The following is a 19,854-nucleotide window of genomic DNA, read 5'->3' as shown; positions in this document are numbered from 1 at the left end:
CTCGCCCTTACCGTCAGTCCCGCGCAGGCGGGAATCCCGTGCTGTAGACTTTCGCTTTGGCGAAAATAACAGCATACCCCTGCAGTCGGGATTCCCGCCTGCGCGGGAATGACGGTAAGGGGGGAAATGATGGTAAGCGTGTGGTCTCAAAACTTTGTTATACTGTTGCCCCGTCTAACTCGAATACCAAAACAATGCCCCACGAATTCCCTGAAGATCATAAGCAAGCTGTTTACAACGCCATATATCAGCGGCGGGATATGCGCCATTTTTTATCGGCGCCTGTTGATCCCGATGTAGTGAACAAATTATTGGCAGCTGCTCATGCCGCTCCCAGTGTTGGCATGATGCAGCCCTGGCGCTTTATGCGTATTAGTGATCCGGCTGTCCGGCAGTCTTTGCATCAGTTAGTCGAGCAGGAGCGTATTAAAACCGCCAGGGCTTTGCAGCAGCGTGAAGATGAGTTTATGCAGTTAAAAGTTGAAGGGATTATGGATTGTGGTGAGTTGCTAGTGGTGGGCTTGATGGATAAGCGCGACAATTTTGTTTTTGGCCGTCGTACTTTACCGGAAATGGATTTGGCGTCAGTGTCTTGTGCGATTCAAAATATGTGGCTAGCGGCAAGGGCTGAAGGTTTGGGCCTGGGTTGGGTGTCGATGTTTGATCCCGGTGCTGTGCGTGAATTATTAGCTATGCCGGATGACACCAAACCTGTTGCTATTTTATGCCTGGGCCATGTTGAGAAATTTTATGATGCGCCCATGTTAGAGCAAGAAGGCTGGATCAAAAGCGGTAAGCTGGATAATGTGGTTATGGACAATGGCTGGCAGGAAGATAAAGCCAGCGACGCCCATCAACGGGATTAATTATAGTGTTGGTACTAAAAATAGTCCTGCGCTAAGTAACGCCGTCGTTTCAATAATTTCAGTAGCAGCTCCTGCTGTATCGCCCGTCGCCCCTCCCAATCTTTGTAACATTAAGCGTCGCAGTAAAAATAGTATTAGCGTGCAACTGCCAAGTATAAGTAGCCCGGAGGTGATACTCCCTAAGGCAATACCACAGAGAATAATCGCCGCTAAGGTGGTCTGTCTGGCGATAGCGGGGCAGTGCTCAATAAAGTGTTTGGCAATGCCTGAAGGTTGTACGTAAGGCGCATAAGGAAATGGGCCTGGAATAAATAATAACGGCGCTATACAGCGACCTAAAATCGGCGCGATGATTAATACCATCCACAGTTGGTGCTGCACAACGATCGTTAAAGCCGCAAACTTCACCAGTAAAACACAGACCACAGCAACTAGTGCACCGCTGCCGCAACGGGAATCATGCATAATTTCCAGGGTTCTATTGACGTCATTGGTACCACCTAACCAGCCGTCCGCGCTGTCGGCCAGACCGTCCAGATGAAGACCGCCGGTGACGGCAGCCCAGAAAGCTACCAATACGGCAGCAATGACTAATGGCGATGTTAAAGGAAATAATGCTTTTGCCAACACCAACATCATTAGGCCAATGACCAGGCCGACAATGGGGAAGCAGAGCAATGATCGCCCTTCATCTTCTGGCGCTATGCTTTCAAATCGCGGCATAGGTAAGCGCGTTAAAAAAATAAAGGCGGTGGCCAGGGCTTTTAACCAATGACTTGTAGTTAGCCTCATGGTTATCCTATTGATGAACGTTATGAAAAATTAATTGCGGCCAATGGTCTTTACCTTGTTGATGGTGAACTTTGACTCTACTTAAACAGGCATAGGGAACCTCAATACGGGATAGTGCTGTGAGTGGAGTTTCCATAATATGGCCTAGCAAGGCTCGGATAACGCCGCCGTGACAAATCAGCAATATATGTTTGCCACCATGCTGTTTTATCAAGCCTTCCCATGCCGAGCCAATACGTGCTGAAAAATCGGTAAAGGGTTCGCCATTAGGTGGGCTGTAACGATGGGGTTGCCGCCATATTTTGCTAAACAGTACTGGGTCGTTAGCTTTTAATTCCTCAAAGGATTTACCGTCCCAGTCGCCAAAGTCCATTTCTAAAAAACCCTCATTTATCGTCACCGGGGTGCCGTGCTGTTGATTGATATCATCGGCAAAGGCGGCGCAGCGTTGTAATGGTGAGGTAATGATTTGTTGCCAGGGTGCAGACGGATCTATTAACGGGTTGAGGCGATCCTGCATCTGTTGGTAACCATTATCCGATAGGGGGACATCAATGCGTCCTCGCAAAATATCATCGGCTACGGTTTGGCCGTGGCGTAAAATATCGATGGTCGTGGTTTGAAAGTCAGTTATTGTCATAGTGTTTGTCATGCTGTTTGTTATATTGTCATGGTGTGGCCGTACTAATATTAGCGCTGTCGAAGGTTGCCATGCTGTTGTGCAGTGTACAAGCTAATTGCAACAGGGGAACAGCGCAGGCGGCACCGCTGGCTTCTCCCAGGCGCATTTGTAATTGTAGTAGTGGTGTTTTATCTAAGGCAGCGACTACCGCTTGATGGCCGGGTTCAGCGGATTGATGACCTAAGATTAACCAGGGGGCAATGCCGGGTTGATAGCACAGGGCAGTGAGTGCGGCAATGGAAGCAATAAATCCATCAATTAATAAGGGCATACCCACTTGAGCACCACGGATAAAGGCACCTGTTAGTGCCGCAATTTCAAAGCCACCTAGCAGGCGTAGGTTTTCAAGGGCTTGGCTTGGTTTGGGTTGATGCAGGGCCAATGCGGCTTCAATAATCTGTTGTTTATGTTGCTGTGTCTCACGGTTAATACCGGTGCCCGGGCCGGTTAATGCCGAGGCAGGTTTTTGCAGAAGGGCGCAGGCCAGTGCGGTGGCTGAGGTGGTATTGGCAATGCCCATCTCACCACCAATAAATATATCGGCACCGGCTTCATCAATATGTTGTTTGCCTATGGCCAGGGCTTGTTGCAATTGTTGTTCAGTCATTGCCGCTGTTTTGGCAAAGTTGGCAGTGCCAGCCCCAAGGCGATTATCTTCAACGCCTGTTATAGCTTCCAGCTCTGTCACTGTACCGAGGTTGGCAACACGCAGTTTCGCGTTCAGTTGTTTAGCCAATACTGAAATAGCGGCGCCACCATGGGCAAAGTTTCTAATCATTTCTGCAGTAACTGCCTGTGGAAAGGCGGAGACTTTTTCGGCGGCAATACCGTGGTCCGCGGCAAAAATACTGATGGCGATGTTGTTGACGGCTGGGGTTTCGGTGGCTTGTAGCCCGGCTAGCTGAATGGCCAGTGTTTCCAATTGTCCTAAAGAGCCCGGTGGTTTTGTGAGTTGCTGCTGGCGCGCGGTTGCCGTCAGTATTGATTTATCACAGGGGGATTTAACGGGCTGCTCTAGCCAGTTCATAATAGGGGGTTTCCCTTCATGACTAGCGGTAAACCCGCAGCCGTTAGTATGACGCGGTCACAGTGTTTGGCTAAAGCCTGGTGCAGAAAGCCTGTTTCATCGACAAAGCGTCGGTTAATTTCACCCAGTGGGATAATGCCGGAACCGACTTCATTACCGACCAAAATAATATCGCCGGGTAGTGTGGCAAAACATTGCATCAGTTGTTGCCGTTGCTGTTGCCAGAAGTCTTTATCTTCCTGCATTAGGCAATTACTCAGCCATAGACTCAGACAGTCCACTAGCAAACAGCTATCAGCGCTGGCCTGCTGCTTTAGTTGCTCGGCGAGATATAACGGTTCTTCTATGGTGGGCCAGTGAGCGGGGCGGCTATTTCGGTGGTGCTGAATGCGTTGCTCCATTTCAACATCGTTATAGCTGGCGTCGGCGGTGGCAATATAGATAACTGATTTGCCGCTATCTTTGGCCAGCCGTTCTGCCAGTGAGCTTTTGCCGGAGCGGGCGCCGCCGAGGATCAGTTGTTTCATGGGTATCATTTTTTTGCTCTGTTACTCCCATAGTCTCGTCATTCCCATAGTCTCGTCATTCCCGTAGCCCCGTCATCGCCGTAGCCCCGTCATTCCCGCGAAGGCGGGAATCCAGCCTGCATGCTTATGCTGTTATTTCCGCGAAGCGGAAATCTACAGCGCTGGATTCCCGCCTTCGCGGGAATGACGTAAGTTGTCGTGGGAGTGACAGGGTAGGGATTGAGTATAATCTACTCGTGCCCAACAATCATTCTTGTTAACATCAGGCTTGTTCTATTGTTTCTTTATAAGGATCATTCTTGATCAATCCCGAATTAAAACAAGCCATTTTTAACCGCCGCATGCTGATCTGTGTGTTTACCGGTTTTAGTTCTGGTTTACCCCTTTACGTCATTATTCAATTACTGCAGGTGTGGTTGCGTGAGAATAATGCCAGCCTGGCAGAGATTGGTTTATTCGCCCTTGTGGGTATGCCCTATACCTTAAAATTTCTCTGGGCGCCGCTAATGGATAGATATACGCCGCCACTATTGGGGCGCCGCCGAGGCTGGTTGCTACCGATGCAGCTTGCCAGCCTGCTATTGATAGGTTGCCTGGGTATGCTCGACCCCGGGTTATCTCTGGTTACAGTGGCTTATATGGCTTTGGCCCTGGCTTTTTTTAGTGCCAGCCAGGATGTTGTGTTAGATGCTTTTCGACGTGAGATACTGCCGGACTCCGAGTTGGGGCTGGGCAATACTATTCATGTGCAAGCCTATCGTATAGCGGGCCTGGTGCCGGGTTCGCTGGCGTTGATACTGGCGGACTTTATGTCGTGGTCGCTGGTGTTTTGGATCGTGGCGGCTTTTATGTTGCCCGGCGTGGCTATGACCTTATGGGTGAAGGAGCCCCCTCGGGTGGAAGGGACGCCAGCCACTTTGCATTCTGCCATTGTTGAACCGTTTAAAGAATTTTTTACCCGTAAAAATCTCTCCGCAGCGCTGTTGATTCTCGCCTTTATGTTTTTCTATAAGGTGGGCGATAGTATGGCTACCGCCTTGTCGTCGGTGTTTTACCTCGACCTTGGTTTTACCAAAACTGAGATCGGTGTAGTGGCTAAAAATGCTGGCTTATGGCCAATGATTATTGGCGGCCTGCTGGGTGGAATCTGGATGATCAAGCTGGGTATTAACCGGGCGCTATGGATTTTTGGTGTGGTGCAGCTGTTGAGTATTTTAGGTTTTGCTGTTTTGGCAGAGGTGGGCGCTGACCTATGGATGCTGGCCGCGGTGATAGCTTTTGAGTATCTGGGTGTCGGTTTGGGTACTGCTGCCTTTGTGGCCTTTATTGCCCGGGAAACGGATAAGCGTTATGCGGCCACCCAGTTTGCCTTGCTGACTGCCCTGACGGCTTTGCCCAGAACCTTTGCCAATGCGGTGACGGGGGTGATTGTTGAATACTCCGGCTGGACTAATTTCTTTTTGCTCTGCGCGTTGATTGCTGTGCCGGGGATGTTACTGCTGTTTAAGGTGGCGCCCTGGAATGAGCGGTTATAAGGGTAGGAGAAGAAAGTGTGCCCCCATCCTAAGGGGGCTAGATGCTGAAGTGCTACGATCCGTATATGGAGGAATCCGCCCTCCTCACTGTCACCATTAACTATAGTTTGGCTGTAAAAAGGTAAAAAATAAATAATACCTAAGTATTAGTACCCATAAATATTTCCAGGGACGGTGGGGTAGATAATGCCCTCAGCCAATGGAGTACGGCCAATGGATTACAGCCCCACGGTCAAGCGCAATAAATAGCGGCTTTCATAGTCGTTAATGCGATGAAACTCGCTATAGTCCTGATCAAAGACATTTTGGCCGATCAGTTCGATTAATACCTCGTTACCTCCAGCCCTTAGCCGCTTGGCCAGGCGGGCATCCACCCGAACATAGTCGTCAGAGGGGTCTCCCTGCTCCCACTCAGTTTCGTCCTGGTAGTAGATCATCACACTGGCTTCCAGACCTGATGCAAAGAAGTAGGCGGTGGTCAGGCTGGTCATTTCTGCCGGGGCTATATCGTCCCAGCTATTGATGCGCAGCCTGCCAGTGTCATAGATTTGCCGGAGCCATAAGCCCTCGTGGTCGGTATAGCTGTACTGGAAGTTAACTAGCCAGTGTTGGTCCGGTTGGTATTTGATTTGCGTTTCAATACCCTCGGCATTGACCCAGGCTGAATTAGTGCGCAGGGTAAAGTCACCATTCAGGTCGGTAAAATCAAAGTAGGAGTCGGTATCCATATTGGTGTATTTCACCAGGTCGCGACTTTTTTCTTTGAACAGTTTGATTTCCAATGTCAGTGCCTGGTCAAGCAGGTTGCCGTAATAACTGATTTCCTGGCTTTCAAATTTTTCGGTATCCAGGTCGTCCGGTGCGACAGTGTCTACATCCAGGGGATAACCGGCTTCGGTAACGCCGCTTTGCTGATTGGCTTCATACAGCCCTGGCGAGCGTTCGCCATCATTATAGGCAAAGCGCAGGCTGTGGTTTGGGTTGATTTTGTAGTTGGCCGAGAGACGATAGGAGGCGTAATCATCGACGATTTTATTGTACTCGATGATCACACCGGCGTTAAAGGTCCAGTGGTCTGTGGCTTTGGTTTCAATATTGGTAAAGAGTCGCTGTGAACTTTCTTCTACGTCAACAGCATCAATAAACTGTCGCTCACTTTTCATGCGGTCATAGCGGCTGGCCAGTCCCAGCATATAGCGTGTGCTGCCGCCGATATCACCTTTGTAGCGAAACTCCAGATCGCTGCGTTCGGCGTAGCTATCGTAAAGACCATAGAGAACTTCAAAATCATCAAGACCGGGGAATTGGTCCGGCACATCACTGGGTCTTACACCCAGAAGATCAGAAAATAACCCCAGGTTTTCCGGTGCATCGATATTGGCGCGGTTATAGTAGAACAAGAGTTCAAAGCTATCCTGATTGGCCAGACGTCTCTCCCAGCCTGTAAACAGGTAGAAGCTTTCATAATCCCACTTGATAATATCCTGGACGCTAATAGAGCGGCCACTGTCAGCCATATCAATATTGCTATCGCTATAGCCTGCTTGAGCGTCAATAGAGTCATACAGCGTCGGTGTGATGATAGACCGCAGGTTGATATAGCTGGTCTCAGTATTATCATCGAATTCATTGCCATCGATTGTGGGAAAACCACTGTTATAATCATAACCGCCATTGATTTTGTAAGAGAAGCCATCCTCGATACCACTGTAAGCCGCCGATATATTTTGCGTGTTCCAGTCACCGGCTACTGCCCGCACTCGCCAGCCTTTGACGGCGATGGGAGCCTTGGTAATAATATTGACGGAGGCGGTGGTGGCATTGGCACCGTCAGCGGGAGCATTGGCACCACGTATCACTTCGATATAGTCAATATCGTCCAGTTCTATACCCAGCGTTGACCAAAGCACGGCATTTTCTGAAGGCTCATAAACCGAGCGGCCATCAATTTTTACTTCCATCCGATAGGAATATTCCTGGGGAAAACCGTGATAATTAATCGCCGGGCGACCGTAGTGGGGCATATAAACCTGAAAGCCAGGTATTAATCGAAACAAATCAACAATTTCTACCGCAGCGGAGGCATCGATCATTTGGCGGTCGATAATAGTGACCGAAGTGGGTGCCTCGGCGATGGTCTGGGGAAAATGACTGGCACCGGTGATCATGGGGATATCACCAAACATATCTTCTTCTGTCACCAGATTGTTATCGGCTAATGTGCTTAGAGGCAGGCTTAGTGTTAAAACTATTACTGGAAGCAGGCTATTTGTTGTAGCTGCTGCTTTCCCATTTATACGGTGTTGAGCCATAGGAGGGGGCCGTCCTTTTTATTATGGAGTTGCTTATCACTTACTGTGATGATTGCCGATTATAGTGCAGTCCCATACTTTTTGCCTAACAACTTTACTATGTGAGTAGCAGCTTATAGATTGTTAATCGTTATTTTTATATTTTCAATCAGTGTGGTTGTACGGTTAGAGGCTGAATCTGCCTTTAATGTAACGTGTAAGGTATTAATCGCTGTGGTGACTTCCTCGGTGCCAAATATTCCTGAAAGCCCCTGCATTTCATGAATGATTTCTGCAGCGGCCTGCCGCTTTTTTTCGGTGATGGCTTGTTCGAGTTTTTGTAGCAGGCGGTTAAGCTCTTGTTGCAAAGTTTCTTTGGAGGCGACAGATTGCATCAGTCCGGATGTTTGTTTGTTATCTTCCAGGGTATTTTTTATTGGAGTTCTACCCACAAGCTCAGTGATCGTGGCAATCAGTTGCTGTTCGTCCAGTGGCTTAAATAAAATGTCAGCGGCACCGGCCTGCATCAGGGTCTGGCGTTCGTTGTCCATAATGTTGGCCGTTAGCCCGATGATGGGTATCCCTTCGTCACCGGCCAGTTCAGAAATTTGAACCGTGGCTGTAATGCCATCCATCACTGGCATATGAATATCCATTAACACAATATCAACGGCATGTTGTTGGAATTGCACAATAGCCTGTTCGCCGTTATCAGCGGTAATGACATGGGCTCCCAGTAATTCCAGTATTGATTTAATGAGTTGCTGATTGTAAGGGTTATCTTCTGCAATCAATATGTTCAGGTCTTTGAGGTGCTGGATGACGGTATTGTGTTTGTCATCGGCTAATGGTTTTTCACCACACTTGTTATAAGAGGTGCTCTCTGGTTTTGTGTTAGGGGTGTTGTTACTTTTAGCCAGTGGCAACTCGACGTAAAAAGTACTGCCTTTATTGGGCTCGCTGCTGATATGGATGCTGCCGTTCATTAATTCCAGCAGTTGCTTGCAAATAACCAGGCCCAAACCGGTGCCACCAAAGCGCCGGGTAATAGAATCATCTGCCTGTGAAAAAGGTTGGAATAAACGATTCTGGCTTTCACTGTCTATGCCAATACCGGAGTCCTTGACCTGTAAAGACAGGCGTGTTTTTTCCTTGCTGTCTTTAATCACTGATATATGCAGTATGACTTCACCCTGGTCAGTAAATTTAATGGCATTACTCAGGAGGTTGTTGATCACCTGCTTAATGCGGGTAGGGTCGCCTTGTAATTGCACAGGTACATCGGGATCAATAATCAGTACTAATTCCAGTGATTTACTGTGGGCCTGGTAAGCTTGCATGGCGACCAGGCTTTCCATGGCTTCGCGTAAATCAAAATCAATGATTTCAATGGGCAGTGCTTGTTCCTGCAGTTTTGAAAAATCCAGGATGCTGTCAATAGTTCCCATTAGTAATTCTGAAGCGGCAATAATATTTTCGCTGTATTGGGTCTGTGTTTCATCCATATCCGATTGATGAAGCAAGCGAGAAAAACCGGTCACTGCGGTTAGTGGCGTGCGTAACTCATGGCTCATTCTGGCCAGGAATTGGTCTTTGGCGGCCATGGCCGACTTAAGGTCTTGTTGGGCTTGCTCCAGGTCGGTGTTTTTGTCAGTAATATTTTTTAGCGCCAGGGTCAACTGTCGAGTGGCATTCTTTACTTTTTGTTCCAGTTGCTCCTGCGAGGTAGCTACTGCAGTGGCCAAACTATTAATCCCTTTTGCCAGTGCCCGGGTTTCGATGGGGCCGGCTTCCTCGGCATGGCTTTCATAGTTGCCTTTACCAAGGTCCTTTACTGTTTTCTCCAGCGAGAGTACAGGGGCTGAAATACTACGGCCGATTCTCAAAGCCAACATCGAAACAATAACAACCACACCGAGGGTAACTGAACCGATAATATAGATATTGCTACGCACCTGGGCAAATAGCGCTTCTCGACTGATGGCCAAAACAACCCAGCCGTAGTGTTCAGGCGCTACATTCTCTTCCCCTTGCTCTTGCGAGCCAAAGTCAGAAAAATCCCGGGTGCTGCCGATAATAGGTTTACAGATATGCAAATAGTCATTGCTATCAAAGCTGCCTTGCTGGATGCATGGCTTGATATAGGCTGCATTCATTAGCTGTTTGTCACCGGTAACGGCAATAAGATGATTGCTGCTATTGATAAAGCCAACACCGGCAAGGGAGGGTAAGCGTAAAGCGCTACGGCCAAGGCTTTCCAGTGTGGCCCGGTCTTCCGCATACATACTTAGCTCGGCGGTTGAGGCCATAAAGATGGCGGTAGATTCTCCAGAATCAGCCAGCGAGCGATTAAGCATATCGGTTGATGTCGACAGGCTGGAGAATGATAGAGCAGCGGCAACAATAAGGATTGGCGCTATTGAAATAATCAACAGGCGACTGCGGATGCCGGAGAATTTTTGTCTCAGGTTCATTGCTCAGCCGCCTCCCTGTTTTGCAATCGCTGCTGGTATTCGTCAGCTTTTCGAAGCTGAATACGCAATGACCGGCCCACTGCGCGATTCAGGGAAACAGAGAACGGCGTACTCTGGTCACTGTCGGTTTTCTGTTGCAATTGCAGGGCTATGGAATCAGCTACATCTTCAAGGGAAGTAAATACCGAGGCCAGTGCGCCGGCATCGACATATTTCTGTGAGTAGGCGATTAAAGGTTTACGGTAGCGATAGCTGAGTGGCAGTGTCCACTTTGCTGCCAGCTGGTTGATATGTTTTCTGTCAGGTAGCACGACAAAGAAGTCACTGCCACGCATCACCGGTTCGATAACTTTTATCGGGTTGCTATTGGGCTCAAGCTGGGCAATATTAATACGAAGTCCATTGCTTGCCGCCTTGGCTTTGATGGTGGGTATTTGTGATTTATTGGATGGCCCAACTAATACGCCGATGGTCTTGGCGTTGGGAACCAGTTCTAAACCCAATGCAATAAAGCGCGATATAGGCTGGTCAATAAATAGTGGGGTAATCTGTTTAGCCAATGCCTGTTCGCTACTGCCAAAGTTATCTTGGGCTAATTGCGCAAAACTGGAATGGGTGATTAGCGCATTGGTTACTGGCCTATTGGGAAATTGCTGATAGCTAAAGGCTGCCGCTTTGGTGCCAATGGAGACTACCTGGCTATCGGCGTTGCTTATAGCTGAAGTGTGTCCGGCTTTTTTAGCTTTGTTAACGTCAGCTTCGTTAACTTCAACCTTGTTAACTTCAACCTCATTAACTTCAACCTCACTAACTTCAACAATGGTCGCATCAATCTCGTGGCCAGAAAGTTTTAATGACTGTTGGGCAGAGTCGATAATTTTTTTATAGATACCCTCATTTTTAACCACTACAAAGGTGATATGAGTACTGTCGGCGTAGGCCAATAGCGGCGCACACAAAGCCAGCACCGCTAGTAATAGCGGTGTGGCCAGTGCCTGCATAATAGTTAGGCCAACCTTTGGCATTTGTATTTCATGATCTTATAAAATGTAACAAACTTAATTGAAATTAATTAGCCCAAGCTTTTGGGCCAGTAAACCTATCTGTGTTCTGTTCTTTAAATCCAGTGCACGTAAAATGGCGCTGACATGAACCTTAACGGTGTTGTCAGATAGTTCTTTTTCCCGAGCAATGGCTTTGTTGGATTTGCCCTGGGCTATCATCCGTATAATATCCAGCTGTCGGTCAGTGAGTACCTTGAGCACTATTTCTAAATTCAGGTCTGGCAGTTCTCCAGACTCAGGTGAAATCGAAGTTTCAACTTTTTTGCTAAGTGCACTCGGTAAAAACACATCTCCAATGATCACTTTTTCTATGGCATCTATCACCTTTTCCATAGCCTCGCCTTTATTCACAAAAGCCTTGGCTCCCAAATCTATGCATTGCTGCATATGCTGCTGATTGTCAGTGGCAGATAGAACAACCACCGGCAGGCTCGGTCTCTGTTTGCACAGCTTTTGGAGAAAAACAAAGGCGGTTTCACCGGGAATAAACAGGTCCACAATGGCCACATCAAATTCCTTTTGCTTGACCGCAGAGAGAGCAGTTTCGCCACTGCTGGCTTCAACACAATCCAGTATTGAATATTGTCGATGTAATAAATCCCTTAAGGCAGCTCGAATCAGTTGATGGTCATCAACAATTAGTACTCGCATAGTGCACTCGTAGTTGGCTAATAATTGGCTAATAACGGTTTTATTAGCCTGAGTTATTGTCTAATGAATGGGGGAGTACACCAATACTCCTAAAGTATTAGTGACCTTGGCCATTGTTGGCAGTTTATACCAGTGAGAGGGATACAAAATGGCTTAATGCAATGCCGAAACAGCTTCCTTTTCAATCATTAATATCTCTTCACTGATATTAATCACTGCATCGGGAGATGTTTCCTGTTCGCAGCCCTCATGCTCAAAACGCACGCCAAAGCGATATCCAGTCAGTGTTTGAGCGCGATTGCAAACCAGGCCATTAACCTCGGCGAGGGTGGAGTCGTCGGTGCGAATCAGTAATGAAAGGATATCGCCAATGGCGAAGTTATGGGTGGTTTCAAGGCCAATGCCAAAACGATTGAAATCAACTGTACTGATATGGCCTTTTTCCCAGTCGCTATCATGGCGCAGGGACTTGATCAGTACTTTGATATGGCTGGCAGGGTAGCGCGAATGGTGCCGGCGCTCTGTGGTCCTGGTCATATTGTTGTTCCCGTGTGTACGGATATTGGCCAATACTCTACCATAATTTAAGCCGCTGGGCAGCGGCGGGAGCATGGGCTCTGTGCATCTGGCCCATATGGAGTATTATTCCTACTGAGTATAACTTTGAGTAATGAGTTTTTATGAGCGACGACAACAATGATTTGGTTAAACATCCGATCAAAATAGGGCCGTGGCAGCGTCAATCGCAAACCTCTGTGTATGACAACCCGTGGATTGCCTTAACCCATGAAGAGGTGATTACTCCGTCAGGTTCATCGGGTATTTATGGCAAGGTTCATTTTAAAAACCGGGCGATTGGTATTATCCCCCTGGATGAAAATAATCATACGGTACTGGTGGGCCAGTATCGTTATGCCCTGGATGAATACAGCTGGGAAATTCCCATGGGTGGTGGCTCACTGGAGCAAGAACCCCTGGACTGCGCCCAGCGAGAACTGCGGGAAGAAACCGGTTTGCACGGCGGCGATTGGCAGCAGCTATTTAAGCTGCATACATCCAATTCGGTAACGGATGAACAGGGCTATGTTTTTTTGGCCCGTAATTTACAGCAGGGAGAGCAGGCATTGGAAGATACAGAAAGTGACCTGGTAGTAAAACACCTGCCTTTTAGTGAGGCCATTGCCATGCTGGAGCGAGGTGAAATTACCGATGTGATTTCTATTGCCGGCTTATTAGCGGTAGAAAAAATCCTGCGATAGCTATTCCAAAGATCCACCGTCATTCCCAAAGGAACGTCATTCCCGCCTGCGCGGGAATGACGGATTATTTGTATTGGACCTTGCTGATATAAAGTTCCCGCTCACCGTCAGGGGTCTTAAATACAATCTCATCACCAACAGATTTACCTAGCAAAGCCTTGGCCATTGGCGAATCCATACTGAGTTTTCCCAAACTAAGATCAAACTCATCTGGCCCAACAATCCGGTAAGTGTTTTCACTGCCGTCTTCTTCTTCCACGGTTACCCAGGCACCAAAGTAAATTTTATTTTGGTTGTCGGGAATACGGTCAACAACTTCCAGTTTATCCAGCCGCCTGGTAAGAAAACCGACCCGGCTATCAATCTCCCTTAGCCTTCTTTTACCATAGATATAGTCGCCGTTTTCTGAGCGGTCACCATTTTTTGCCGCCTCGCTAACGACAGCGGTTACTTGGGGGCGTTCGACTTTCCACAGTTGATAAACCTCATCGCGCAGGGCTTTCTCACCTTCGGGGGTGATATAAAATGATCCTGGTTTGCGGGGTGGACGGTAGCGGCCCATAGCGGTTCAGTCTTCCTCATACAGGTAGAGCAGAGTATTATAGCGGTTGTTATCGTGAAAACGAGCTTATATAACGAGGTTGGCAGTGCGCTATTTCCTGATTCTATGTTTGGCCTATTTACCCTCAGCCTTGGTGGCGCTGGAATTGACCGGGCCGCTGCAGCAGGGTGGCCTGGTCATTGGCCGTGTAGAGGCAGGCAGTCGTGTGTTTTTGGACCGGCAGCCGGTTAAGGTGAGTGAGCAGGGTGTATTTGCCATAGGCTTTGGTCGCGACGCTAAGGCCGCAGCACAATTAACGGTAGAAAAGACCAATGGTGAAACCGTTTCCCAAAAACTGACCATTGCCGCCCGCGACTATAAGATCCAGCGTGTTGAAGGTATTGCCAAAAAAATTATGAGCCCCAGTGCGGCCAATATTAAACGCAGCCGTGAAGAGGCGGCCCAGGTCAGGGCGGCCAGGGCACAGTTAATTGACCGTATGGATTTTGCCGGTGAGTTCCAATGGCCGTTGCTAGGCCCCATTACAGGGATTTATGGTAGCCAGCGATTTTATAATGGCGAGCCTAATCGGCCCCATTATGGTATTGATGTCGCCGCACCAACGGGTACTCCCGTTTCTACGCCGGCGCCGGGGGTGGTGACTTTGGCGCATCAGGATATGTTCTTCTCAGGCGGAACTATTATAATAGATCACGGCTATGGCGTTTCTTCTACCATGATTCACCTCAGCAAGGTGATTGCCAAAGTCGGTGATGAAGTCGCACCCGGCGATATTGTGGCTGAAGTTGGGGCAGGAGGCCGGGCTACAGGGCCGCATTTGGATTGGCGTATGAACTGGATGAAACAGCGAATAGATCCACAATTGCTGGTTCCTCCTATGCCTCAGTAATCAATGCCTCAGTAATCAATACCAAAGCAATCAACAAACAGAGATATTTATGATCGACAAAAAACTACTCAGCATTCTGGTTTGCCCAGTGAGCAAAGCCCCCCTTGATTATGACGAGGAAAACCAGGAGTTGGTGTGCAAAGCCAGTGGCCTGGCTTACCCCATTCGAGATGGTATTCCGGTGATGTTAGAGGTAGAAGCCCGCCAGCTCACTACCGAAGAGAAATTGGGCTAAGTTAGTTATTGCCAGTTTTTTGGTGAAACTGCCTTAAATGCCTGTTTGAATTCGGTCTTTTCCCTGCTTTCCTATATACTTACCCGCTTTGTTTGCGCTGCCAGATGGTGCGCTAAAATAGCCATTTATGGTATTGGTCTATTTAGCTTTTTACTGGCAGCTTGTTACTAGCAGCTTCTTACCAGGGTACGACATGAAAAGTTCTGAAATCCGCGAAGCCTTCCTTAGCTACTTCGAGCAAAAGGGCCACACCCGTGTTGCCAGTAGCTCTTTGGTGCCAGGCAACGATCCCACTTTACTCTTTACCAATGCGGGTATGGTTCAATTTAAAGATGTCTTTACCGGGCAAGACCAACGCTCTTATACGCGTGCTACCAGTTCCCAGCGCTGTGTCCGTGCTGGCGGCAAACACAATGATTTGGAAAATGTAGGCTACACCGCCAGGCACCACACCTTCTTTGAAATGTTAGGTAACTTCAGCTTTGGCGACTATTTCAAACGCGACGCCATCAGCTTTGCCTGGGAGTTTCTAACGGGAGAGCAGTGGCTTAATATTCCCACCGACAAATTGACCGTTACCGTCTATGCCGACGATGATGAAGCCTACGATATCTGGAAAGATGAAATGGGCGTGCCCGCCGCGCGTATTATCCGTATTGGCGATAATAAAGGCGCCAAATACGCCTCGGATAATTTCTGGTCCATGGGCGATACCGGCCCCTGCGGCCCCTGCACTGAAATCTTCTATGACCACGGCGAAGAGATTGCCGGTGGCCCTCCGGGTTCTCCCGATGAAGACGGCGACCGTTTTATCGAAATCTGGAATAACGTCTTTATGCAATTTAATCGCTCCGCCGATGGCACCATGGCGGATTTACCGGCTCCCTCGGTTGATACGGGTATGGGCTTGGAGCGTATCGCAGCGGTTATGCAGGATGTGCACAGCAACTATGAAATTGATTTATTCCAAAATCTGCTGAATGCCGCGGGCAACGTATTGGGTATAAGTGATACCACCCACACCTCACTGCGCGTGATTGCTGACCATATTCGCTCCTGCGCCTTTTTAATTGTTGATGGTGTACTGCCCTCCAATGAAGGTCGCGGCTATGTACTGCGCCGGATTATTCGTCGCGCTGTTCGTCACGGTAATAAACTGGGTGCAACGGATGCCTTCTTTTATAGACTGGTGGCTCCTCTTGCGGCAGAAATGGGTGAAGCTTATCCGGAATTAAATAAGCTTCAGGCTCAGTTAGAAAAAGTTTTGCTGACGGAAGAGCAACAGTTTGCCAAAACCCTCGACCAGGGTATGAAAATTTTAGAAGCAGACCTTGCTCAACTTGAAGGTACAGAAATCCCCGGCGAAACCATCTTTAAACTCTATGATACCTATGGCTTCCCCGTTGACCTGACCGGTGATATTGCCCGTGAGCGCAACCTCACCCTTGATGAAGCGGGTTTTGAAAAAGCCATGGAAGCCCAGCGCCAGCGTGCGCGTAGTGCCAGCAACTTCAAAATGGATTTAGCCGAAGGGGTAAATATTGAAGGCACTACAGCCTTTACCGGCTATCAGGATTTATCAGGCCAGTGTGAAATAACTGCGCTGTTAAAAGACGGCGAATTAGTAACGACCTTAGCCGAAGGAGAGCAGGGCGTTGTAGTCTTTGCCAGCACCCCTTTCTATGGTGAGTCCGGTGGTCAAGCCGGAGACAGCGGTCTTATCACCAATGCTTCGGCCCGCTTTGAAGTATCAGACACTACCAAGAGCGGTGATAACCACCTTCACCACGGTGTGCTGACTCAGGGCAGCCTGTCCGTTGGCGATCGCCTTGATGCAACCGTTGATAGCACCATCCGGCAATCTACCGCATTAAATCATTCCGCTACGCACCTTTTGCATGCCGCCCTTAGGGAAATTCTGGGTGATCATGTGGTGCAAAAGGGCTCTCTGGTTGATGCGCAAAAACTGCGTTTTGATTTCTCCCACTTTGAGGGCGTAACCGCAGAACAATTGGCCGAGATAGAGAATCGGGTCAATGACCAAATTCGCGCTAATACGGCGGTAGAAACCACCGTCACCGATATGGACCACGCCAGTGAGTTGGGCGCGATGATGTTATTCGGCGAAAAATACGGCGATGAAGTCCGCGTATTAGCCATGGGCGAGGATAACTTCTCGGTAGAGCTCTGCGGTGGTACCCATGTTACTCGCACTGGTGATATTGGCTTAATGCGCATTGCCTCTGAATCGGGTATTGCTGCCGGTATCCGCCGTATAGAAGCGGTCACCGGCGCAGCTGCCATTGAGTTATTTGACCAAACCGAAGCCTGCGTTGCTGATATTGCCGCCATCGTCAAAGGCTCCAAAGACAATGTCACCAGCAAAGTCCAACAACTACTTGAGAGCCATAAACAGCTGGAAAAAGAACTGGCCCAGGTAAAAGCCAAAATGGCTTCTGCCGCAGGCAGCGACCTTGCAGGCCAGGCTGAAGATATCAGTGGTGTTAACGTAGTGGCCAGCCAATTGGATGGTGCCGATATGAAAACACTGGATACCACCGTAGCCCAGCTGAAAGATAAATTAGGCTCCGCCGTGGTCATGATAGCCAGTGTTGATGGTGAGAAAATCAACCTCGCCTGTGGTGTGACCGGTGATTTAACGGACAGGTTGAGGGCCGGTGACTTAATGAAGCATATTGCCCCCATGCTGGGAGGCAAGGGTGGCGGTAAGCCCGATAAGGCTAAAGGTGCCGGCTCCGATATCGCAGCCTTGCCAGCGGCGCTTTCGGCCGTAAAAGCCTGGGTAGCTGATTCACTTTAAGTGATGGCCTACAAGGCTGAAGTTCCCAGCAAAACAGGTACTTGCGTAATTTTTTCGCTTAAAAAAGCAGAAAATTAAAGCATTGCTTCTGCTGCAGTTTTATTTGCCGGCGATATAGTGTTTAATTGCGCCCCTTTTGGTGCTTCTGGGTATGGCAGTCAACTCCCAGAGTTTAATCTCTTGATTAGTTTGTTGAGAAAATGAGTTTAATTGTTCAAAAATTTGGTGGTACTTCGGTAGGTACTATCGAGCGCATTGAGTCCGTAGCGGACAAAGTGGCCGAGTTCCGTCGCCAGGGCCATGATATGGTGGTTGCCGTATCTGCTATGAGCGGCGAGACCAATCGCCTGATCGGCCTGGCCAATGAGATCGAAGAGCAGCCAACGCCCCGTGAAATGGATGTGCTGGTCTCCACCGGTGAGCAGGTCACCATTGCCCTTTTAAGTATGGCGCTAAACAAGCGCGGCTGTCCGGCTCGCTCTTATACCGGCTCACAAGTAAGAATACTGACCGATAGCTCCCACAATAAAGCCAGAATCAAAGATATAGACGAGCGCAATATCCGTACAGACCTGAATGCAGGGCGTGTCGTCGTAGTGGCCGGTTTTCAGGGCGCTGATGAAAACAACAATATCACCACCTTGGGCCGCGGTGGGTCAGATACTACGGCAGTGGCTCTGGCTGCTGCTTTAAAAGCCGACGAATGCCAGATTTACACCGATGTGGATGGCGTATACACCACCGACCCTCGTGTTGTTGAAAGCGCTCGCCGCCTTGATCGTATTACCTTTGAAGAGATGTTGGAGATGGCAAGTCTTGGCTCCAAGGTCTTACAAATCCGCGCCGTAGAATTTGCCGGTAAATACAATGTTCCCCTGCGAGTGCTACACAGCTTCCAGGAAGGCACCGGCACATTGATCAGTCTAGAGGAAAATAGTGCTATGGAGTCTCCTGCTATTTCAGGCATCGCGTTTGCTCGCGATGAAGCCAAACTCAGTATTTTAGGGGTGCCAGATACCCCCGGGATTGCCCACCGTATTCTTGGCCCCATCAGTGATGCCAATATTGAAGTGGATGTCATTGTGCAAAACGTTGGTGCAGATGGCACCAATGACATCACATTTACCATCCACCGCAACGATATGGCCAAGGCAGAAGCCATTTTGCAAGCCACCTCAACAGAGCTGGGTGCTCGTGAGGTGACAACTGACTCTAAAATCGCCAAGGTATCCATTGTGGGTGTAGGTATGCGCTCGCATGCCGGTGTTGCCAGCAAAATGTTTAAAGCGCTGGCTGATGTAAATACCAATATTCAGTTAATCACTACCTCAGAAATAAAAATTTCTGTAGTGATTGATGAGAAGTTTTTAGAGCTTGCTGTCAGGGCCTTACATTCGGCCTTTGATTTGGATGACAAGTCTGTCACAGAAGACTAGGCGACCTGGTCAGGCAAAAGAGTAACCATGGAGAACGTTGCCACCGGTTTATGTAGCTATGTTATTAGTTATGCTATTAGCTATGTTATTAGCCATACTATATAGCCCAGTGGTTAGAATTGACTCGTAGACAACAATAATTCAGTGAGTCCGCCCAAAGTGTTGGGCGAAAAGATCAGGAGACGATCATGTTAATTTTAACCCGCCGTATTGGCGAGACCCTAATGGTTGGTGACGAAGTAAGCGTGACCGTATTGGGGGTAAAGGGTAATCAGGTACGTTTGGGGATTGATGCACCCAAAGAGATTGCAGTTCACCGTGAAGAAATTTACCTGCGTATCCAGAACGAGAAAGACGATAACGGTGAGAAAGGCGATAATATCGGTAATCGCTAAGGCTGGAGAGTTTTGGTTTTAAGCCTTTGATTCTCTGGTAAATGTGGTATGATGCCGCGCTCGATTTATGGGGTTGTGGCCCCAATAATCAGCACTGCTGTAGTCAGTATAAAAACTATATAAGTTTACGTGGAGAAGTGGCCGAGTGGCTGAAGGCGTGCCCCTGCTAAGGGTATATATGGGAAACTGTATCGAGGGTTCGAATCCCTCCTTCTCCGCCATTATTTAAAAAGGCCCCTTTTGGGGCCTTTTTAAATAACCTGCGAAGCAGGAGAGATCCGAACACAAAACGGTTCGACAAATTACGCCCAAGGCGGAATTTGGACCACCGAAGGTGCCCCGAAGGGG

18 protein-coding genes and 1 tRNA gene are annotated in these 19,854 nt (G+C 48.6%); 9 read left to right on the top strand and 10 right to left on the bottom strand.

Features of this window, described 5'->3' with window-relative positions; genetic code table 11:
- Positions 1-194 precede the first annotated feature (194 nt).
- Entirely contained in the window at positions 195-866 is a 672-nt protein-coding gene (bluB, locus tag P8H32_RS06785) for a 5,6-dimethylbenzimidazole synthase (protein WP_301088869.1), read from the top strand.
- On the opposite strand, the gene cobS is transcribed toward bluB, so the two are convergent.
- From cobS to cobU, 4 genes are read right to left on the bottom strand one after another with little or no spacing between them, the layout of a single operon-like run.
- Positions 867-1,658: an adenosylcobinamide-GDP ribazoletransferase gene (gene cobS / locus P8H32_RS06780; RefSeq protein WP_297290927.1), complete on the bottom strand. Its 792-nt coding sequence runs from the start codon at positions 1,656-1,658 to the stop codon at positions 867-869.
- A gap of 7 nt (positions 1,659-1,665) precedes the next feature.
- On the bottom strand, positions 1,666-2,298 hold the full coding sequence (locus P8H32_RS06775; protein ID WP_297290928.1) for a histidine phosphatase family protein: 633 nt from the start codon (positions 2,296-2,298) through the stop codon (positions 1,666-1,668).
- Between the two features lie 28 nt (positions 2,299-2,326).
- Positions 2,327-3,367 carry a nicotinate-nucleotide--dimethylbenzimidazole phosphoribosyltransferase gene (cobT, locus tag P8H32_RS06770; RefSeq protein ID WP_301088867.1) on the bottom strand — a complete coding sequence of 347 codons (1,041 nt, stop codon included), beginning with the start codon at positions 3,365-3,367 and terminating at the stop codon, positions 2,327-2,329.
- Positions 3,364-3,894: a bifunctional adenosylcobinamide kinase/adenosylcobinamide-phosphate guanylyltransferase gene (gene cobU, locus P8H32_RS06765; protein ID WP_297290930.1), complete on the bottom strand. Its 531-nt coding sequence runs from the start codon at positions 3,892-3,894 to the stop codon at positions 3,364-3,366. Before cobU ends, cobT begins: the two co-directional genes overlap by 4 nt.
- Positions 3,895-4,193: 299 nt before the next feature.
- On the opposite strand from cobU, the gene P8H32_RS06760 reads away from it, so the two are divergent.
- Positions 4,194-5,429, top strand: coding sequence for an AmpG family muropeptide MFS transporter (locus P8H32_RS06760; RefSeq protein ID WP_301088865.1), 1,236 nt, complete (start codon positions 4,194-4,196; stop codon positions 5,427-5,429).
- 218 nt (positions 5,430-5,647) lie between these two features.
- Here the strand turns inward: P8H32_RS06760 and P8H32_RS06755 are convergent, their stop codons facing one another.
- From P8H32_RS06755 to P8H32_RS06735, 5 genes are all read right to left on the bottom strand, one after another.
- Positions 5,648-7,741 (bottom strand): TonB-dependent siderophore receptor, encoded by a 2,094-nt coding sequence (locus tag P8H32_RS06755; RefSeq protein ID WP_301088864.1) that lies wholly within the window; start codon positions 7,739-7,741, stop codon positions 5,648-5,650.
- A gap of 113 nt (positions 7,742-7,854) precedes the next feature.
- Positions 7,855-10,194 (bottom strand): ATP-binding protein, encoded by a 2,340-nt coding sequence (locus P8H32_RS06750; protein WP_301088863.1) that lies wholly within the window; start codon positions 10,192-10,194, stop codon positions 7,855-7,857.
- Positions 10,191-11,219, bottom strand: coding sequence for an ABC transporter substrate binding protein (locus tag P8H32_RS06745; RefSeq protein ID WP_297291739.1), 1,029 nt, complete (start codon positions 11,217-11,219; stop codon positions 10,191-10,193). The genes P8H32_RS06750 and P8H32_RS06745 overlap by 4 nt, the downstream gene beginning before the upstream one ends.
- A gap of 33 nt (positions 11,220-11,252) precedes the next feature.
- The gene (locus P8H32_RS06740; protein ID WP_301088862.1) at positions 11,253-11,909 is read right to left on the bottom strand and encodes a response regulator transcription factor; all 657 of its coding nucleotides are present in this window, start codon (positions 11,907-11,909) and stop codon (positions 11,253-11,255) included.
- Between the two features lie 153 nt (positions 11,910-12,062).
- Positions 12,063-12,446, bottom strand: a complete 384-nt coding sequence (locus P8H32_RS06735) for a PilZ domain-containing protein (protein WP_297291741.1) — start codon at positions 12,444-12,446, stop codon at positions 12,063-12,065.
- 143 nt (positions 12,447-12,589) lie between these two features.
- Here P8H32_RS06735 and P8H32_RS06730 point away from each other — a divergent pair, with 143 nt between their 5' ends.
- Positions 12,590-13,168, top strand: coding sequence for an NUDIX hydrolase (locus P8H32_RS06730; RefSeq protein WP_297291742.1), 579 nt, complete (start codon positions 12,590-12,592; stop codon positions 13,166-13,168).
- 64 nt (positions 13,169-13,232) lie between these two features.
- Here P8H32_RS06730 and greB read toward each other — a convergent pair whose 3' ends face one another.
- Entirely contained in the window at positions 13,233-13,730 is a 498-nt protein-coding gene (greB, locus tag P8H32_RS06725) for a transcription elongation factor GreB (RefSeq protein ID WP_301088858.1), read from the bottom strand.
- 85 nt (positions 13,731-13,815) lie between these two features.
- On the opposite strand from greB, the gene P8H32_RS06720 reads away from it, so the two are divergent.
- From P8H32_RS06720 to P8H32_RS06695, 6 genes are all read left to right on the top strand, one after another.
- The gene (locus P8H32_RS06720; RefSeq protein ID WP_301088856.1) at positions 13,816-14,619 is read left to right on the top strand and encodes a M23 family metallopeptidase; all 804 of its coding nucleotides are present in this window, start codon (positions 13,816-13,818) and stop codon (positions 14,617-14,619) included.
- 49 nt (positions 14,620-14,668) lie between these two features.
- Positions 14,669-14,854 (top strand): Trm112 family protein, encoded by a 186-nt coding sequence (locus tag P8H32_RS06715; protein ID WP_301088854.1) that lies wholly within the window; start codon positions 14,669-14,671, stop codon positions 14,852-14,854.
- Between the two features lie 193 nt (positions 14,855-15,047).
- Complete coding sequence (gene alaS / locus P8H32_RS06710; protein WP_301088851.1) at positions 15,048-17,675, top strand: alanine--tRNA ligase; 2,628 nt, start codon at positions 15,048-15,050, stop codon at positions 17,673-17,675.
- Between the two features lie 200 nt (positions 17,676-17,875).
- Positions 17,876-19,111 (top strand): aspartate kinase, encoded by a 1,236-nt coding sequence (locus P8H32_RS06705; protein WP_301088849.1) that lies wholly within the window; start codon positions 17,876-17,878, stop codon positions 19,109-19,111.
- 188 nt (positions 19,112-19,299) lie between these two features.
- Positions 19,300-19,506: a carbon storage regulator CsrA gene (csrA, locus tag P8H32_RS06700; RefSeq protein ID WP_297292573.1), complete on the top strand. Its 207-nt coding sequence runs from the start codon at positions 19,300-19,302 to the stop codon at positions 19,504-19,506.
- A 131-nt stretch (positions 19,507-19,637) separates the two neighbouring features.
- Positions 19,638-19,727: transfer RNA gene (locus P8H32_RS06695), tRNA-Ser, on the top strand.
- Positions 19,728-19,854 lie beyond the last annotated feature (127 nt).

The sequence above is a fragment of the Oceanicoccus sp. genome, assembly GCF_029238675.1.
Lineage (GTDB): Bacteria > Pseudomonadota > Gammaproteobacteria > Pseudomonadales > Dasaniaceae > Oceanicoccus.
The sequence above is the reverse complement of the archived record's forward strand: the minus strand, read 5'-3'. Positions and strand labels throughout refer to the sequence as shown.

Bases quoted from the DNA above. Each gene is read 5' to 3' on its own strand.
- cobS (WP_297290927.1), bottom strand. From the start codon at position 1,658: ATGAGGCTAACTACAAGTCATTGGTTAAAAGCCCTGGCCACCGCCTTT.
- P8H32_RS06715 (WP_301088854.1), top strand. From the start codon at position 14,669: ATGATCGACAAAAAACTACTCAGCATTCTGGTTTGCCCAGTGAGCAAA.
- P8H32_RS06705 (WP_301088849.1), top strand. From the start codon at position 17,876: ATGAGTTTAATTGTTCAAAAATTTGGTGGTACTTCGGTAGGTACTATC.
- greB (WP_301088858.1), bottom strand. From the start codon at position 13,730: ATGGGCCGCTACCGTCCACCCCGCAAACCAGGATCATTTTATATCACC.
- alaS (WP_301088851.1), top strand. From the start codon at position 15,048: ATGAAAAGTTCTGAAATCCGCGAAGCCTTCCTTAGCTACTTCGAGCAA.
- csrA (WP_297292573.1), top strand. From the start codon at position 19,300: ATGTTAATTTTAACCCGCCGTATTGGCGAGACCCTAATGGTTGGTGAC.
- bluB (WP_301088869.1), top strand. From the start codon at position 195: ATGCCCCACGAATTCCCTGAAGATCATAAGCAAGCTGTTTACAACGCC.
- P8H32_RS06750 (WP_301088863.1), bottom strand. From the start codon at position 10,194: ATGAACCTGAGACAAAAATTCTCCGGCATCCGCAGTCGCCTGTTGATT.
- P8H32_RS06745 (WP_297291739.1), bottom strand. From the start codon at position 11,219: ATGCCAAAGGTTGGCCTAACTATTATGCAGGCACTGGCCACACCGCTA.
- P8H32_RS06755 (WP_301088864.1), bottom strand. From the start codon at position 7,741: ATGGCTCAACACCGTATAAATGGGAAAGCAGCAGCTACAACAAATAGC.
- P8H32_RS06730 (WP_297291742.1), top strand. From the start codon at position 12,590: ATGAGCGACGACAACAATGATTTGGTTAAACATCCGATCAAAATAGGG.
- P8H32_RS06740 (WP_301088862.1), bottom strand. From the start codon at position 11,909: ATGCGAGTACTAATTGTTGATGACCATCAACTGATTCGAGCTGCCTTA.
- cobU (WP_297290930.1), bottom strand. From the start codon at position 3,894: ATGAAACAACTGATCCTCGGCGGCGCCCGCTCCGGCAAAAGCTCACTG.
- P8H32_RS06775 (WP_297290928.1), bottom strand. From the start codon at position 2,298: ATGACAATAACTGACTTTCAAACCACGACCATCGATATTTTACGCCAC.
- cobT (WP_301088867.1), bottom strand. From the start codon at position 3,367: ATGAACTGGCTAGAGCAGCCCGTTAAATCCCCCTGTGATAAATCAATA.
- P8H32_RS06735 (WP_297291741.1), bottom strand. From the start codon at position 12,446: ATGACCAGGACCACAGAGCGCCGGCACCATTCGCGCTACCCTGCCAGC.